This is a genomic window from Limosilactobacillus pontis DSM 8475, from assembly GCF_001435345.1.
Lineage (GTDB): Bacteria > Bacillota > Bacilli > Lactobacillales > Lactobacillaceae > Limosilactobacillus > Limosilactobacillus pontis.
The window spans coordinates 21,641-38,183 of sequence record NZ_AZGO01000002.1 but is presented as its reverse complement, the minus strand read 5'-3'; the positions used below and the strand labels follow the sequence as shown (position 1 = coordinate 38,183).

General features: G+C 53.3%; 13 protein-coding genes. 4 read left to right on the top strand and 9 right to left on the bottom strand.

What is annotated here, in order from left to right; translation table 11 throughout:
* Positions 1 to 138: 138 nt before the first annotated feature.
* From FD34_RS00170 to FD34_RS00160, 3 genes are all read right to left on the bottom strand, one after another.
* On the bottom strand, positions 139 to 1,533 hold the full coding sequence (locus FD34_RS00170; RefSeq protein ID WP_057805571.1) for a flavocytochrome c: 1,395 nt from the start codon (positions 1,531 to 1,533) through the stop codon (positions 139 to 141).
* Positions 1,534 to 1,608: 75 nt separating this feature from the next.
* Positions 1,609 to 3,000 carry a class II fumarate hydratase gene (locus tag FD34_RS00165; RefSeq protein ID WP_057805569.1) on the bottom strand — a complete coding sequence of 464 codons (1,392 nt, stop codon included), beginning with the start codon at positions 2,998 to 3,000 and terminating at the stop codon, positions 1,609 to 1,611.
* A 311-nt stretch (positions 3,001 to 3,311) separates the two neighbouring features.
* A complete protein-coding gene (locus tag FD34_RS00160; RefSeq protein ID WP_083479740.1) occupies positions 3,312 to 4,967 on the bottom strand; it encodes a malolactic enzyme in 1,656 nt (551 codons plus the stop codon).
* Between the two features lie 93 nt (positions 4,968 to 5,060).
* On the opposite strand from FD34_RS00160, the gene FD34_RS00155 reads away from it, so the two are divergent.
* Positions 5,061 to 5,942: a LysR family transcriptional regulator gene (locus tag FD34_RS00155; protein ID WP_057805563.1), complete on the top strand. Its 882-nt coding sequence runs from the start codon at positions 5,061 to 5,063 to the stop codon at positions 5,940 to 5,942.
* A 209-nt stretch (positions 5,943 to 6,151) separates the two neighbouring features.
* Here FD34_RS00155 and FD34_RS00150 read toward each other — a convergent pair whose 3' ends face one another.
* The 3 genes from FD34_RS00150 to FD34_RS00140 all read right to left on the bottom strand — a co-directional run bounded on the left by FD34_RS00150 (position 6,152) and on the right by FD34_RS00140 (position 9,449).
* Positions 6,152 to 6,736 (bottom strand): peptidylprolyl isomerase, encoded by a 585-nt coding sequence (locus FD34_RS00150; protein ID WP_057805560.1) that lies wholly within the window; start codon positions 6,734 to 6,736, stop codon positions 6,152 to 6,154.
* A gap of 47 nt (positions 6,737 to 6,783) precedes the next feature.
* Positions 6,784 to 7,833 carry a zinc-dependent alcohol dehydrogenase family protein gene (locus tag FD34_RS00145; protein ID WP_057805558.1) on the bottom strand — a complete coding sequence of 350 codons (1,050 nt, stop codon included), beginning with the start codon at positions 7,831 to 7,833 and terminating at the stop codon, positions 6,784 to 6,786.
* Between the two features lie 77 nt (positions 7,834 to 7,910).
* Complete coding sequence (locus FD34_RS00140) at positions 7,911 to 9,449, bottom strand: IS1096 element passenger TnpR family protein (protein ID WP_057805556.1); 1,539 nt, start codon at positions 9,447 to 9,449, stop codon at positions 7,911 to 7,913.
* 140 nt (positions 9,450 to 9,589) lie between these two features.
* On the opposite strand from FD34_RS00140, the gene FD34_RS00135 reads away from it, so the two are divergent.
* Positions 9,590 to 10,978, top strand: coding sequence for a DUF2252 domain-containing protein (locus FD34_RS00135; protein WP_057805555.1), 1,389 nt, complete (start codon positions 9,590 to 9,592; stop codon positions 10,976 to 10,978).
* Positions 10,979 to 11,026: 48 nt separating this feature from the next.
* Here FD34_RS00135 and FD34_RS08615 read toward each other — a convergent pair whose 3' ends face one another.
* Entirely contained in the window at positions 11,027 to 11,203 is a 177-nt protein-coding gene (locus tag FD34_RS08615; protein WP_169788919.1) for a hypothetical protein, read from the bottom strand.
* Positions 11,204 to 11,364: 161 nt separating this feature from the next.
* Between FD34_RS08615 and FD34_RS00130 the strand changes: the two genes are divergently transcribed.
* A complete protein-coding gene (locus tag FD34_RS00130) occupies positions 11,365 to 12,402 on the top strand; it encodes an aldose epimerase family protein (RefSeq protein WP_057805554.1) in 1,038 nt (345 codons plus the stop codon).
* Between the two features lie 259 nt (positions 12,403 to 12,661).
* On the opposite strand, the gene FD34_RS00125 is transcribed toward FD34_RS00130, so the two are convergent.
* A complete protein-coding gene (locus FD34_RS00125; protein WP_083479738.1) occupies positions 12,662 to 14,002 on the bottom strand; it encodes a C69 family dipeptidase in 1,341 nt (446 codons plus the stop codon).
* 256 nt (positions 14,003 to 14,258) lie between these two features.
* The gene (locus FD34_RS00120; RefSeq protein ID WP_057805553.1) at positions 14,259 to 15,506 is read right to left on the bottom strand and encodes a D-alanyl-D-alanine carboxypeptidase family protein; all 1,248 of its coding nucleotides are present in this window, start codon (positions 15,504 to 15,506) and stop codon (positions 14,259 to 14,261) included.
* A gap of 190 nt (positions 15,507 to 15,696) precedes the next feature.
* Here FD34_RS00120 and FD34_RS00115 point away from each other — a divergent pair, with 190 nt between their 5' ends.
* The gene (locus FD34_RS00115) at positions 15,697 to 16,488 is read left to right on the top strand and encodes a serine hydrolase (protein WP_057805551.1); all 792 of its coding nucleotides are present in this window, start codon (positions 15,697 to 15,699) and stop codon (positions 16,486 to 16,488) included.
* Positions 16,489 to 16,543: the final 55 nt, after the last annotated feature.

The window sequence follows — 16,543 nt, the reverse complement described above, 5'->3', positions numbered from 1 at the left end:
CAAAAGTCTATCACAAATGGCTTTTTTGTTTTTCTAACTTAATTTTACAAACCGGGTCTTTTAATAATTCCTCTTATGTCTCATCGTTGATAATAATTGCAGAGCAATGCGGCCGGGAAAGCCGACCGTCAATGTCAATTACTTTTGCTTACGAACGTACAGGGTGACCTGTTGTCCGGCCTGACGTCCAAAGACCACCGTTTCGGCGATGGAGTTACCGCCGACCCGGTTGTTACCATGGAGTCCACCGGCAACCTCGCCGGCCGCGAACAGGCCCTTGATCACGTCACCGTTACCGTCGAGCACCTGGGTCTTCGGCGTGATGTGGATCCCACCCATCGTGTAGTGAATGGCTGGGGCAATGTGGATGGCGAAGAAGCCTGGCTTGGTGATCCCCCGGTCCATTCCGGTGGTCCGGCCAAATTCGGCATCGTTGTGACCTTCGACAGCCTTGTTCCAGGTGGCAACCGTCTGGGTCAGCGTATCGGGATCCATCTTCAACTTCTTGGCGAGATCCTCGATGGTGTCACCGTGAACCACTAACCCAGTCTTGTCGTAGAACTCGATGGCCTTGGCCCGGTCACGGATGCCCTGGTCAAAGATCAGGTAGGCACTGTGTTCCGGTAAGGCCGTAATGCTGTTGGAAACGATCTTTCGGGTGTTGAGCTCGTTGACAAACTGCTTCCCCTGGGCGTTGACCAGGATGGCACCTTCACCACGGACCGCCTCACCGATCAGGTAGACGTGCGGGTGGTCCTGTTGAACCGTTGGGTGGACCTGAACCAGGTTCATCTGCATCAGCTCGGCACCGACGTTTTCCGCCAGCTTAAGGCCGTCACCGGTAGCACCCGGTTGGTTAGTAGTCTTATAGTCCTTGAGGTCAGGCCGGAACCGTTCGATGTATTCCTTGGAGGCGCCGAAACCACCGGTGGCCAGGATAACCGCCTTAGCACCGATTGTCTTGATCAGGCCGTTGGCATTAACCTTGACCCCATCGATACGCCCCTCATCATCGCGAACCAGGCTAGTCACCTTGGTCTTGTTGAAGACTGGAATATCTTCCTTGGCAACAACGTCTAATAGACTCTTGACCAAAAAGCCACCAATTGGCGCCATGCTGGCCGGGCGGTGAGTCCGCTTCTTGGACATTCCCCCGGTTACCGTGATGTCGTCCAACTTGATGCCGTGGTCGGCCAACCAGTCAATTGCCGGTGCTGTGTGGTAGACAAAGTAGCCCAGCATGTCCTTATCGTTCAGGCGGCCACCGTCCTTGTAGGTTTCGTGATAGAAATCGGCCACGTTGTCAATGACCCCGTGCTGGAGTTGGACGTTGGTCTCGGCGGCGTTCATCCCGGAGGAAGCCCGGTTGGTGTTCCCACCCAGCTCTGCTTCCTTTTCAAAGACGGCCACTTTCAAGCCCAGTTCATGGGCCTGGATAGCTGCGGACAGGCCGGTACCACCGGACCCGATAATGACGGCGTCGTAGCTGTCGGCCAGCTTACTTACGGATAATGGTTGAAACTTTTCTGCCATTATAATGCGCTCCTTTTTCTGTGTTTAATCAGGCAAAGAGGCAGCCGATCCACGCCTGCCCCCGTTAGTGTTTAATTACTTGTCCTTGCGATCAGCGTTGGTCATCTTCAGCATGTCCATCCACTCATCGTATTGCTCCTCTGTGACCTTACCAGACTTCAGAGCAGCTTCCTTCAGCGTACTGCTGGCCTTGTCTGCGGCCTGGGCGATCTTGGCGCTGTCGTGGTAACCGATGTGTGGTGACAGTGCCGTAACCGTCATCAGAGAGTTGTCAACCAGTTCTGCCATCCGCTTCTCATTGACGGTCAGGCCCTTGACACAACGGTCAGTGAAGCCGGTGATCGTCCCGGTCAGCAGGTCGGCGGATTCAAGGAAGGCGTCGATCATAACTGGCTTGTAGACGTTCATTTCGAAGTTACCTTGAGATGAAGCCATCGTAACGACGGTATCGTTACCGAAGACCCGGAGAGCAGCCATCGTCACAGCCTCGGCCTGGGTTGGGTTAACCTTACCAGGCATGATGGATGAACCAGGTTCGTTGGCCGGGATGTTTAATTCGTCGTAACCGGCCCGGGGACCAGAAGCGAGGAAGCGAATGTCCTGAGCAATCTTGAACATGTCAGCGGCCAGGGTCTTCAGGGCACCGTGAACCACGTTTAAGCCGGAATGATTAGCCAGGCCGTAGAACTTGTTGCTCTTAGCGGTCAGGTTCAGGCCGTAAACTTCAGACAGCTTTTCGGCAATCTTTTCTGGCATCCCCTCAGCAGCGTTCAGGCCGGTACCAACAGCGGTACCACCGATGGCTAATTCGTCTAAGGTTGGTTCTAAGGTCTTGATGTAGTCCAGGTCGTGTTCGAGGGCGGCAACGTAACCGGAAACCTCTTGACCAAACGTCAACGGTACGGCGTCTTGCAGGTGGGTCCGGCCAACCTTGACCGTCTTCCAGTACTTATCCTGCTTGATCTTCAGCTCGTCGATCAGGTGTTGAATGGCTGGCTTCAGCTTGTTAACGGCTTCCAGGGCCACTACGTTCATGGCCGTTGGGAAGGTATCGTTGGAGCTTTGCCCCTTGTTAACATCATCGTTTGGCAGAATTTCGATGTCCGGGTTGAGTTGGTGGGCCTTGTGGGCAACAACTTCGTTCGTGTTCATGTTGGTCTGGGTACCGGAACCGGTCTGGTAAACCTTCAGTGGGAAGTCCTTGCGAAGGTCTTCGTCACTCAGGGCCAACAGTTCGTCGATGGCCTTGACGATCAGGTTCCCCTTTTCATCAGAGATGGCCTTGGTTTCCATGTTGGCCTGGGCAGCAGCCTTCTTAATGTTCAGCAGTGCCCGGATGATGGCCAGGGGCATGTATTGACCAGTTGGGAAGTTGTTACGACTACGTTCCGTCTGTGGTCCCCACAGCGTATCAGCGGGAATCTTAACGGGACCCAGGGTGTCTTCTTCAGTGCGGTATTCTGTCATTTTTGACGCCTCCAAATTGTGTAATCAAAAGTTATCATTTGTGAAATGTTACACATCATTACACCATTATCCTACTCCGCCGTCCCCAGCATAGTCAAACCTTAAGCATTCCATAAATTTCACTTATGCCAGCCGGTTCACTAGCCGTAGTTAAGGCGCTTTCAGCCGTTAGTAGGAATTTTTTCACAAGTGGGCAAACAAAAAATTCTCAAGATTTTATTAAATAAGCTTCTTGAGAATTTTTAATTTTAAGATCAGAATCACAAACTTTTTAGACTGCAGCAGAAATTTTGCTCAGTCGGTCATACTTATTAGTACTTGGCCTCCCACTTGGCAGCAGCCACCGCCTGCTTAGCATCGGACATGTCACTCAGGCCCTGGTCAATAGCGGACTGGGCAACCTTTTGGGCAACCCGCTGGGAGAATTCAGCCAGCTTGGATACCGGTGGCAGGACAGCGGCCCCCGTTTGGTCGGGGTCGACCAGGCCGGATAGGGCGTGGGCGGCAGCAGCCAGCATATTATCGTTGAGCTTGCGTGCCTGAACAGCCAGGGCACCAAACCCAACCCCAGGGTAAATCAGGGCGTTGTTGGCCTGACCGATCTGGTAGGTCACACCCTGGTAAGTAATATCATCAACCGGAATCCCAGTTGCCACAAGGGCCCGGCCATCGGTCCACTTCAAGAGATCATCAGCCTTGGCCTCGGCCAGCTTAGTTGGGTTAGACAAGGGGAAGATCACTGGCCGCTTGGTGTGGGCGGCCATCTCTTTAACCACGGCCTCGTCAAAGGTTCCCGGCTGGGTAGAGGTCCCGATCATGACGGTTGGGTGGACCGCCTTGACCACGGCCAACAGGTTAGTCAGCTCGTCGGCGTTGGCGAACTCGCTCCGTTGACGGGTGAACGGCTTCTGCTTGTCGGTCAGGCCCGCAGTATCATCGAAGAGCAGGCCCTGCTTATCGACTAGGTAGAAGTGCTTCTTGGCGTCTTCAGGGGTCAGGCCCTGGCGAATCAGTTCGTCGTAGAGCATCTTGGCAATCCCCATACCGGCGGTCCCGGCACCAAAGGTCAGGAAAGTCTGGTCAACCAGCTTCTCCTTGGAGATATTCATGGCACCGAGTACCCCGGCAAGGGCAATGATCCCGGTTCCCTGGATGTCATCGTTGAAGGTCAGGATCTTGTCTTGGTACTTGTCAAGAATCCGGGCCGCGGTTCCCCGCCCAAAGTCCTCAAAGTGGAGCAGACTCTTCGGGTAGTGCTTCTCGATCTCGGCAACGAAACGGTCAATGAAGTCAAAGTACTCCGGTCCGCTGATCCGGTGGTGACGCTCACCGAGGTAGTTTGGATCGTCCAACAGCTTCTGGTTATCTGTCCCAGCGTCGATAGAAACCGGCAGGACCTGGGCCGGGTTAATCCCAGCAGCAGCCGTGTAGACCATCAGCTTACCGACCGCGATGTCGACCCCGTCAACACCCCAGTCACCGATGCCGAGAATTCCCTGGGCATCGGTAACCACGATCAGGCGGATGTCCCGGTCACCACTGACGTTGGCCAGGCTCTCCCCAATCCGTTCGGGATGCTTGACGGAGAGGTAGACAGCGTCCTGGGGCTTTTGATAACGTTCGTTATAGTCTTCAATTGATTTGGCGATCACTGGATCGTACACGATCGGCATAAACTCGGTGATGTGTTGACCCATCAGGTAGAAGAAGAGGGGCCGGTTGGTGTTGAAGACCTCCATCAGGAAATGCCGCTTCTCAATGTTGCTCGACTTGGTTTCGAAGAGGGCGTAGGTTTCCGCGGCCTGCTCCTCAATCGTCTTGACCCGTGGCGGCAGGGCCCCAACCAGGCCTAACTGTTCTCGTTCTTCCATCGTAAATGCCGTCCCCTTATTCTTGAAGGGGTTGTTTAAGATTGCCATTGCCTTATTCATTAATAATCGCCTTTCTTTTCGTTTAATTGTCTCCATCATAGGGACCGAATCAGTCTATAGTCAAATTCGTGCTATGATATAAATAAACTTGATAAGCACGGCATGGGTTACCAACATGAGAGGATTTACATGAAAATCAAAGATTTAGAATATTTTCAGCAACTGATAAAAGATCAAAATTTTTCTAGGGTGGCTCAGCACTTTGGAGTCAGCCAACCGACGATTACCATGGCCATTCAGCGCTTGGAGCACGAGTTTAACACCAGCTTCTTCGTCCGTGATCATGTTCACCGGGAGCTACGGGTCACCACAACCGGCCAGCAGTTCGCCAACCACGTCGACCTAATCCTAAATGAGCTCCAAGTTGCCCACCAGGAGATTGACCGAGCTAACTCGACCAAGGTGCGCTTCGGCCTACCGCCGATCATCGGTAACTACTACTTCCCACCGTTGACGCCCCGCCTGATGCGCCACCAACTGATGGGGTCCCTGGAGACCTATGAACATGGTTCCAGGGGGTTATTGAAGATGCTCCAGCACGGCGAGCTCGACATGGCCCTGCTCGGCTCCCTAACCCCGCTCAAGGAGGCCCAACTAAAGGCCCAGGAACTGGCCCGCTTCCCCTTCCAGGTGGTCGTTGGCGCCGCCCATCCCCTAGCCGGGCAAGCAACGGCGGACTTCGCCGCCCTAAAGAATGAGCAGTTCATCATTCCCGACACCGAGTTCTTCCACGACCAAGCCTTCAAGCAGATGTGTCGTCGGGCCCACTTCCGCCCCCGGATTCTCTACCGGACCGCCGACATCCACGTCATTAAGGCAATGGTCAGCGAAAACCTCGGCATTACCTTCCTGACCAGCCTCGCCATCGAACCCGGCGACAAGGTCAAGCAGGTCGAGATCCAGGGACCTGACCTGCCGATCTTCCACCTATCCGTAGCAATGCGGGAGACCGAGGAATTAACGCCCCGCAAACAGGAGCTGTGGGACCTCTTGACTAACCATCACAACTGATAAAAGGACCCCGAGCACCGGCATTTGCGCCGCAGCTCGGGGTCCTTTAGACTACTCAGCTATTTTTAGGGTGATCACAAAGGTAAGCATCCCTGCTAGATTAAATTCATCCTTGCCCCCTAGCGAGTAATGACCAAAGTCGATGACTCTTAGTTACACTTAACGGGATTGGGCAATTTCACTGTATTCCCCAATCCCGTTGATATTAATTATTCAATGGTGACCTTTTCCATCACCACGTCGTCCTTCGGCTTATCCATCTGGTCACGCTTGACCTTACTGATCACCTGGACAACATCCATCCCCTTGATGACCTGGCCAAAAACGGTGTGCCGGTGGTCAAGCCACGGCGTCCCACCGAACTCCTTGTAGTGGTCAATGACTGCCTGCGGGTAGCCAACCATCTTCATCTGGTCAATCATGTTGGCCGGGACATGTTCATTGGAAACAATGAAGAACTGGCTACCGTTGGTGTTTGGGCCGGCATTTGCCATCGAGAGGGCCCCGTTGAAGTTGAACAGTTGGTCGGCAAATTCATCTTCAAATGGGTGGTCGTAGGTGCTTTCGCCACCACGGCCGGTCCCAGTTGGGTCACCGCCCTGAATCATAAAGTCCGGAATGACCCGGTGGAAGGTCACCCCATCGTAATAGCCCTGCTTAGCCAGTTCGACGAAGTTCTTGACCGTCTTAGGAGCCAGCTTCTCAAAGAGCTGGACCGTAATCGTTCCCTTGTTAGTCTTAATGATGGCTTTCGGCCCCTGCGCCTTGGCCAAATCTAATTGTGGATAGTCCATGCTTTCCCCTCATTTCAGTATTATGATGTGCTCTAGTATACCATCGACTAATCATCCTGGCTAATCCGCAGGACACAAGCCCCCTCAATATCACCACGTTTAACATACTTCAAGGCCTCATCCGCCTTCTCAAACGGGTACTCGTGCACCTCTGGATGGATATCCAGCCGGTCGGCGAGGGTCAAAAACTCCTCCCCATCGCGACGGGTGTTACTCTCAACGCTAGTAATCGTCTTCTCGTGGAAGAGGTGCTCCTGGTAGTTGAGGGCCGGTACGTCGGTCATGTGGATTCCAGCCAGGGCCAGGGTCCCACCCGGAATTAGGCTGGCCATCGCCGGCAGCACGATGTCGCCGACCGGGGCAAAGATGATTGAGGAGTCCAACGGCACGTCGGAAAGGTCATAGGCACCATGGGCCGAGGCGCAGCCTAACTGGAGGGCAAACCGGCGAGCATCAGCACCGCGGGTAAACACGTGGACCTCGATCCCCTGGGCCATAGCAATCTGGGCCGTGATGTGGGCCGAGCCACCGAAGCCGTACAAACCTAGACGCCCACCTGCTGGCACATTAGCGCGTTCAAAGGCCCGGTAGCCGATGATCCCGGCACAGAGCAGCGGGGCTGCCTCTAGGGAGTTAAACTTCTCCGGAATCCGGTAGGCAAACCCCTCCGGCACGGTCACGTACTCGGCATAACCGCCGTCATGGTCCCAACCAGTGTAGACGGAGTGGGGACAAAGGTTTTCGTGTCCGGACCGGCAGAACTTGCAGACCCCGCAAGCGTGACGGAACCACGGGATTCCAATCCGCTCACCGAGGTTGAAACGCTGGGTATCCGGTCCCGTCGCCACCACCTTACCGACGATCTCGTGCCCCGGCGTGACGTGCTCCTGATGGACGGACAGGTCACCCTCGGTCACGTGAAGGTCGGTATGGCAGACCCCGCAGGTCAAAGCCTTGACCAGGACCTCCCCCCGACCAGGAGTGGGCACCGGCTTCTCTACCATCTTTAGTGGCGCCCGATCGCCATCAATCGGCCCGGGCGTGGTAACGGCCCAGGCCCGCATTGTCTTTGGCAAATCATCAATTTGTGTCTCCATGTCTATCAGCCTCACTTAATTGAACTTACACATTTATTGTAACCCTTTTCGCTAGATTGTGAAGAAAGCAACATTGCCTAACGGTAGTTCTTCTTAAGACGGTCAACGCGCTTTCGCCAGGCCGCCTGCTCGCGGTTGACATTCAGGGGATGGTCAATCCCCGGATCGTCTTTGGCAACGTCGGTCAATCCAGTGGTACCACCGATGTCGTCGATGATCCCATGCCCACTGCCAGCCACCAGCTTGGCGGTACCATTCGTCTTCAACCGGGACTGGTCAGCCACCTCATCAACCTTGATCTTGAAACGCCAGCCGTCACCAAAGTCATATGCGAGGGTCAGTTCAGCCCCCGCCCGATACTCGCCAAGCCAATGGGCCAGTAAGCTTTTGTTGGCACCGAGCCCGCTCTCAAAGATTGGTAGCTGATAGGTGTGGACACCGTCCTGGAGGGTAAAGAGGTGACTACTCTGCGCGCGGAAGCTGGCCAGGACCAGGTAACAGAGGGTATCCAGCCGGGCGTCACCGCCGAGGATAATCTGGCGCCACATAGTTGGCTGGTAGTCAGCCAGGGTCACCGTCAGTTGGTAGCGCTGGCGACGATAGCGATGTGGCCCATTTAAGGCGTCCCGCTGCCCCTGCACCTTACGCAAAAGACGTTGAAAGTAGTAGTTGCGATCCCTGAAGCCGAGGTCCTTGATCCCCTGGCCAATTGCCTGAACGAAGTGATCAAAGTCAGCTGCGGAGAAGAGCCGTTGGTAGCGCATGAAGCGACCCAGTTCACGCAGCGCCACCCCCTTGTCCCGAAGCTGGGTAGCGCTCAACTGGGTCTGGTTCGCCTCCTCATAGTGGATCAAGTAGTTATAAACCAGGGTGAGATCGTCGAAGAGGGTCTTCTCGTAGCCATCACAGAAGCTGAAATAATCGTCCGCAACGTCGAGGTCCCGGTCAATGATCTGATCACTCTTACCCCGGTTTTCCAGAAAACGACGGTAATCATTGAGCAGGTGCTCACCCACAGCAACCGCGTTCATGACGTCGTTCAAAGAGCCGCTCCGGTAGCGGTAGTTACGGTTGTGCTCGTTTAACGTCGGGTGCGCTGGCAGGGCGAAATTTGTCATCACATAATTTTCAAACAGGTCAAACAACGCCAATCCGTCGTCACCATCGGGGTCGGCAAGCACGGTCTGATGAGCCAACTTGAGTGCCAGCATGGCGTTAGACGGTTGGCGGTCCCAATCAATGATTGAATTGGCACCAGTCAGAATATTCTGGTAGGTCTGCAGGTGCATTGCAACCGAATCGGCCTGCTGACTGGTAAAACGAACGTCTTGAAACTGGGCATCACGAACCAGGCGAATCTTGGCATGCGGAATCGGCGCCAATTCCATCAGCTGCAGGAACTCCTGCTTAAAGGCGGTAATAAATGACCGGGAATCGTTGAAACGCTGGGGATGGCGAACAATCACCGGTAGTGCCAACAGGTTGTTCATGACAATCATGAAGTCACCGCAAATACGGACCGACCATGCTTCCGGCGTGGCCAGGCGATGGGCGTTAACCAGCTGGGGATTGACGTGCAGGTGCTGGGCAACTGGTTTTTCAACGGTAATAATCACATTATCAGCTCCTTGTGAATTATTCTCTATTATAATTGTGGCAGAGTAGCCGTGCGAAGGCCAAGCAATATTTACAAATTTAAAGAATTCATTAAAATGAAGGTTAATCAGTAATTCTAAGCAGAAGAGGAAGCGTCAGCATGGACCAACAGCGACTAGACATTTTCGATTTAAAAAAGATCAAGATCAACAAAAGCAAGGCTGAACTCGAGCAGACCGGCAAGCAACGACAGAAGGCAGTCACCAGTGCGGAGCTGAGCACCTTTGTCCCCGTTCACCGGGACCCGGTGGCCGATATCGAACAGACCGAGGCCAAGATGATCCCGGAACTCCTTCCCCTGCGCCACCAGCGAATGCTAGCCGGCCGCTTTGCCTTCTTTCGTGGGACGGCCGAGTTGATGGAGCGCGACCTCAAGCAGCAGTACCAAAGCATGATGCCGGTGGTGATCAGTGGTGATGCCCACGTGAACAACTTCGGCTTCTATGCCTCCCCCGAACGCAAACTACTCTTCGGTCTCAATGACTTTGACGAGGCCCGGATCGGTAACTGGGAGAGTGACGTCAAGCGTCTCCTGGTCAGCATTGAACTGGCCGGGGAGGAGAACGGCTTTAAGAAAGACGACCTCTATGACCTCCTCCAGTTGACCACCAAGACCTACCGCCATGCCATCAAGAGCGCTAACAAGCTCCCATTGTCCGCGGTCTTCTACTACTCCTTTGAGATCCATGACATGATCGAAAACATTCACAAGCTTGATGACGACGACGCCCCAGAACAGATGGAGGCGGTCCTGCAAAACATCATCAAGAAGAGCCAGAATAGCAATTCCGAGGAGATCATCCGCAAGATGGGCACCATCAATAACCGCGGCCAGCTAGTCTTCCGGGACAACCCGCCCCGTGCCAAGCACCTCAGCGACGCGGAATACCAGGCCGTGGCTAACGGTTATGAGAAGTACCGGGAAAATGTTCGCCAAGATATCAAGGTCTACCTAGCCAACTTCCACATCACCGACATCATCCGCTACAGCGTCGGCGTTGGCAGTTTCGGTACCCGTTGCTTCTTGCTCCTGCTGACTGGGATCGACGGCAGTCACCTGGTCCTCCAGGTCAAGGAGGCCATGCCCCTGCGCTATAACCTGCTCCAGCTTCAGGTTCAACAGGCCATCGCCAACGGTCTCCAGGCGGGACGACGAATTGTGACCGCTCAACGTGTCCTCCAGTCCTCCTCCGATCCTTTCCTGGCCAGCACCAGGTTTGGTCAACGCAGCTACTACGTCCGGCAGTTCCGTGACATGAAGGAATCGATCAAGATTGAGAAACTCGATTTCAGCAGCTACCGCCTCTACTGCCAAACCTGCGCCTTCTGCCTGGCGATGGCCCACGCTCAGAGTCCGACTTCGCCGATGCTGCGGGGCTACCTCCGTCACCAGAAGGTCCTCGACCAGGGGCTGGCCGACTGGGCCCTCCACTATGTCGACCAGGTTGACCAGGACTACCAGGCCTTTAAGAAACACGTCCAAAAGTAACCACCAAGCAAAACGGCGGCCGAAGAAATATCCCCAGTCGCCGTTTTTCTATTGCTTATCCTTCTGATCATGATCATCGGTGCCGTAGCGATCCTGCTCGGCGATCCGACTACTCTTGTTTCGATGCTCATGGATGAAGCGGTCCTCGGCCGCAAAAATTCCGAGAAAGTCCATAAAGTTACGGTTACAGGACTTCTTGAACCGGTCCCAACTAAACTTTGCCATGTTGTTGCCCCCACTTATTCATTTAAGTTTAATTCTAGGGGTTAGCGTTGAGCCTGTCAAAAAGTTATCAGTCGTGCAAACGGTTGCACATACCAGTAAAAAGTGTGCTAGAATAGTAGGTGTAGTTTAAAGCGCTTACTTTTTGAGGAGGTTTTTTAACAATGGATATTGCACAGGTTCCGTTTGGACATTTTAAGGGTGAACCAGTCACTAAGTACGTAATGACCAATGATAATGGGGTGCAGGCCGGGATACTTGACTTCGCCGGTCTACTCCAGTCATTCAAGGTCCCAACCAAGGACGGCGGCATGGCCGACATGGTCCTGACCTCAGAAAACCTAGATGAGTTTACCAACAACGGTTTCTGCACCAACCGGCTGATCGGTCGGGTGGCTGGCCGGATCGCCCACGGGGAGTTTAAGATCTTCGGCAAGACCGTCAACCTAGAACAAAATGAAGGGGAGAACACCCTGCACGGTGGGACCAACGGCTTCTATAACCACATCTGGCACGTTGATGACACAAATGTTACTGATGACCATGCTTCAATCACCCTCAGTCTGACCCTGCATGAAAAGGACGACTCCTTCCCGGGTACTATCCACGTCACCACCACCTACACGCTCGATGATGACGATTATCTGACCCTGAAGCTTGGCGCAACCAGTGATTCCGACACCGTCTTCAACCCAACCAACCACACCTACTGGAACATGGCCCACGCGGACGCCAAGACCGTTGACGACCTCATCCTGCAGGTCAACTCCCAGTACCACCTGGCCGTTGACGGTGGGAAGATCCCGACCGGCGAGAAGGTCGCCAACGCTGGCACGCCGTTTGACTTCAGCACGCCGACCCGTCTCGGTGACGCCCTGAAGCAGATGGCTTCCACTAAGGAGAACGGCTTCGACGACATCTGGGTTGTTGAACCGAGTTTGACTAAGCCGGTTGCCACCCTAGAAGATAAGGCTAGCGGACGGAAGATGGAACTTTTCTCCGACCGGAACGGCCTGGTAATGTACACCATGAACTCCGACGACAAGGCCGTCTACAACCACGGTCAGGTCCACCCACACCTGGGGATCGCCATGGAAGCCCAGACCCTGCCGGACGCCCCACACCACCCAGAGTTTGGTGACATCAACCTGCGGCCAAACGAGAAGAAGGAATACACCATCAAGTGGCACGTTGAGTACTAACACGTTAAATACTAAGTAGTATATTTTCATGAAGGGTCATCCGTGCGATGGCTCTTTTTTTACACCTGAAAGCCACCGGATCGTTAGATAGCGATTCGGTGATTTTCATATTAGATTGGTATTAACTAAGTAGTCTTACAGGTTCTTATCCTGAACAATCTTCGTCTGCCGGGTTGCATCCACGGTCAACTTCTGGTTCAGCTTCTGGAACTGCTTTTGCGCATAGTCAGCGTTCTCCTGGTTGCATTACGTCAGGTAGTCAGCAACCTGGTAATGATTCAGCCTGCTTGTCAGACTTTGTTAGGTTCTGGTCGAGGTGCTTTTGAACCTTCTTTTGCACCGGCAGAACATCCTTGTTGATCAGCTTGTTCTTGTATGGGTCGGTCAGTACCCGGGTCATCTTGTAGGTCCAGTAAGCGGAATCGTTATCCGGCTTGTCAGTCCCCTTCCTTTGGTAGTTAGCCGGAGTGTTAGTGACGTTTGTATAGAACGGAACATAGCCGCTCGTGGCTGGTGAGGCCATGGCTAACCATTGGATTCCGGCAATGTCACTTGGCACGTTGTTGCGGATCTGCAGGATGTGCGATTCAACATTCGTTGGCACATTAATTGGCCGGTAGCCGCCAGCCCACTTGCCGTTGCTATCGTATTTGGTACCCGTGAAGTGGGAGCCCAAGACCTTTTGAACCTTGGCAACCGAAATCTTCTTGTCGGGCTTCATAAACATCGTGAAGTGTTTCTGGTCGATGGACTGCTTCTTGCTTGGGGTCAGGATTCGTTGACCGTCCCAAACCCGTGGCCGGTTGTAGGTAGCATCTTCCTTATTGTTGGTCCCGAAGGCCTTGGCCAGGTTAACCTGGTGGCCATCAACGTAACCATTCAGGTCGTGCTTCTTAACAAAGGAGACTAGGTTCTTGGAGGCCATGTAGTTCCCCTTCTTAGTGTTGACGTTGCCGATCATTGTCTGGTTTGGAATGACGGCGTACTTGTTGTTTGGTACCCGAACAGCGGCCCAGTGGTGACCGGAGACAATCTCCATGTACCAGATGGAGCTCTTATCTGAGAAGATCACCCCGTTATTTTCAGCAGAACCCTTCGTTTCGATAATGTGGCCGAGGCGCTGAACCCCTTCTCGGGCGGAGTGAACATATGGCAGAACAACATCCAGCATCGACTGTTCCTCCAGTCCGTTCTTGACGAATGGGTCCGCCTTCTGGGCCTTCTTGTTGGTAGTCCCAGACTCGGTAGCACTCATCGCCACGTTACTGTCGTTGATCCCATCCTCACCAAACTGGTCTTGGCCATCTTCTTGCTGCCAATCCGGCGTACTCGTGTAACGTTGCTGGTCAGCCGGTAGGTCAACCGTAAAGTGGTTGTCCTTGGAGACATACTGTGTTGGCCCGTTGCTGTTAGCAGCGTGGAAAACATAGTGCTTGGCCCAGGCCGTGTCAACATCTTCGTTCCGCGCAATCATCGTGGAACCATCGCTACTGGCCTTCTTACCAACCAGGACCGTGGTGCAGGCGCTGGCCGAGCTGACGGTCCCCATCACCATGCCAAAGGTGGCAAGCCCTACTAAACACTTAAATCGGTTTATCATCATTATTGCCTCCCCAATGGCAACGCTTTCATTTACAATGCTAAAGTACCATCATTTTTGGACAAATTCAACCGAATGGTCAATGATGATATCGGCCCTCGAATACCATATACATCCGGCTCCCCAAGGCCAGGCCGCAACTGTTCCGTTAAGTATATGCCATATAAATTCAGAATTTCACAATGCCGAGTAAAATTATTCAATAAAAAAAGATCCGCAACACATGCAAATCTTTTCATTTGTTAACTATTCAATTTTACAGGACCCGTTTAGTAATCGTTTGCCTGCTGGTAACCGGCACCTGTATGACCGGCATCCCCTTGATCCGCAGCTCAACACTACCAACCCGTTCGCCCTTCTTCACCGGAGCCGTCAGTTTTCCAGTAACCGAGCGGTGGGCCGAATCAACAACAAAGCGCGGCCTAGTAGCCCGCCAGTCATCACCCTTCTTCATCCAGATCCACTGGGCATGAGCCAGCTGTAGATGAACATGATGCTGACCCTTAGCGTGAACCAGTCGCGTCTGACGAACGTTCTTGGGCAGGTCAGTAATCTTCTGCAATTCAACTGGCTGGTAGTTAGCTGCCAGGGCCTCGTAGAATTCCTTCTGCATCTTTGACTGGTTATTCCAGTCCCCCTTAGTGTGCAATGCGACCAGGATGACCCGCCGGCCGGCATAGGTCCCGGTCGTCACAATACACTTGCCGGCCGCGTCGGTATTCCCCGTCTTCAGGCCGTCAATCGTCCAGCCGCTTGGGGCAAAACCATTTTGCGGCAGGAGAGCATTGATGTTAGTCATCAAGTACTGCTGGTCGGCTGAGACATCAAAATTAGCAAACTTCTTCTTGGTGATCTTCAACGTCTCCGGATACTTGTTGATCACATAACGTGAGATCAGGGCCAAGTCCTTAGCCGACATCTTATTCTCCGCGTCGTTGGCCACACCCTTGAGCCGGTGCTTACCCAGACTGTCGTTGGAAAGGCCAATCATGTTATAGATCTTGGCATCATGCACCCCAGCCGCCTGGGCAACCTTTTGCATCTTCTTATTGAAGGCGGCGGTACTGCCAGCACTAGCCAGTGCCAAGGCCTCGGCGCTTCCATCGGCTGAGACCAGCATCATAGATTCGGCCAGCTGCCAGATACTGTACCGCTCCCCGGCATTTAACTGGACATTGGAGAAGTGCCAGTCGTTAGCTACCTTGGCAACGGCAGGAGTGATCTTAACCTTCTGCTTCCAACTCAGCCGGTGGTCACGGACGTCCTGTTCGATCACCGCTAAAGTCAGGATCTTGGTCAGGGACGCAATTGGGTAGACCTTATTGGCATTCTTCTGGTAGAGCACCTGTCCGGTCTGGGCATCGATTGCATAAGCCGCCCGTGCTTTCATATCGTAAAACGCTCCGTCACTGGCCTGGGCCCGGTTTTCTAGGCCGATTAAACTCAGGTTAAAAGACAGGAGCACCAGCAAGTAGCAGATCAACTTATGACCAAATTTCTTCATTTTATTAGTCCCTTCTCAGATTGCTACCCCTTAGGATAGTCCTTAATCATGAATTATCAGTGAACTTTGCTAAATATTCAAGCTAATTCGCAAACTATTGGTTAAAATCACAATTAATATGTTCCCTTTTTCCAATTTCACAAGTATGATTAGTAAGGTACGCACATCAAGAAAGAAAGGAGTTTGCATCATGCAGCGTGCTCAGCATCCCCGCCGTCGGCCACGGCTAATCTTAATCATCATATTAATACTGGTCATTATCCTTGGCCTCCACCATTTCCTGTCACTGGGGTCCCGCCTCAAAGCTAACTGGAACAAGATCGTCTACACCTCCAGTGATAACGTCAGTATCGCGGTTTATTCTCCCAAAACGCATCGTATCTACACCTCAACGAATGCTCCCCACCACAAGTTTCACACGGCCAGCACCGTCAAGGTCGGCATCCTCGCCGGGCTCCTGCTCAAGCAGCAGGCTCCACTGAGCAGCACCCAGACAGACCTGGCCAAGAAGATGATTGAGCAGAGTGACAACAGCGCTACGACCACCCTCTTCAACGAACTGGGGGGGCAATCAGGACTCCAAGAGGTCTTCAACAAATTTGGCATGAAGGACTCAATTGCCCACAAGAGCTGGGGACTGACCACCACCACTCCAAAGGACCAGGTCAAGTTACTCAACAATATCTTCTACCAGTCCAAACTCCTCTCTAGCCAGGACCGGACTACCATCCGTAGCCTGATGAGTAACGTTGAATCAGACCAGGCCTGGGGAATCTCGGCTGTCAGTGACAACTTCGCCATCAAGAACGGCTGGTTGAGCTACGGATCTGACGACTGGATCGTCAACAGCATTGGTTACGTCAAGAACGCCAATGGGACCAGCTATACCATCGCCGTCTACACCGACAAGAACGACAGTATGATGACCGGTCAGCAGACCATTGAACAGTTAGCCCGGACCACCAAGTCAATCATGGAATAAGCGTTATCCCTTTTCTCACCCCAAGCGGTAATGCTATATTTGGGATAAAGGGGTG

Excerpts from the sequence above, each read along its gene's own strand:
- FD34_RS00145 (WP_057805558.1), bottom strand. The coding sequence starts at position 7,833 with ATGGAGACACAAATTGATGATTTGCCAAAGACAATGCGGGCCTGGGCC.
- FD34_RS00155 (WP_057805563.1), top strand. The coding sequence starts at position 5,061 with ATGAAAATCAAAGATTTAGAATATTTTCAGCAACTGATAAAAGATCAA.
- FD34_RS00170 (WP_057805571.1), bottom strand. The coding sequence starts at position 1,533 with ATGGCAGAAAAGTTTCAACCATTATCCGTAAGTAAGCTGGCCGACAGC.
- FD34_RS00150 (WP_057805560.1), bottom strand. The coding sequence starts at position 6,736 with ATGGACTATCCACAATTAGATTTGGCCAAGGCGCAGGGGCCGAAAGCC.
- FD34_RS00120 (WP_057805553.1), bottom strand. The coding sequence starts at position 15,506 with ATGAAGAAATTTGGTCATAAGTTGATCTGCTACTTGCTGGTGCTCCTG.
- FD34_RS00130 (WP_057805554.1), top strand. The coding sequence starts at position 11,365 with ATGGATATTGCACAGGTTCCGTTTGGACATTTTAAGGGTGAACCAGTC.
- FD34_RS00165 (WP_057805569.1), bottom strand. The coding sequence starts at position 3,000 with ATGACAGAATACCGCACTGAAGAAGACACCCTGGGTCCCGTTAAGATT.
- FD34_RS00115 (WP_057805551.1), top strand. The coding sequence starts at position 15,697 with ATGCAGCGTGCTCAGCATCCCCGCCGTCGGCCACGGCTAATCTTAATC.
- FD34_RS08615 (WP_169788919.1), bottom strand. The coding sequence starts at position 11,203 with ATGGCAAAGTTTAGTTGGGACCGGTTCAAGAAGTCCTGTAACCGTAAC.
- FD34_RS00135 (WP_057805555.1), top strand. The coding sequence starts at position 9,590 with ATGGACCAACAGCGACTAGACATTTTCGATTTAAAAAAGATCAAGATC.
- FD34_RS00160 (WP_083479740.1), bottom strand. The coding sequence starts at position 4,967 with ATGGAGACAATTAAACGAAAAGAAAGGCGATTATTAATGAATAAGGCA.
- FD34_RS00125 (WP_083479738.1), bottom strand. The coding sequence starts at position 14,002 with ATGATAAACCGATTTAAGTGTTTAGTAGGGCTTGCCACCTTTGGCATG.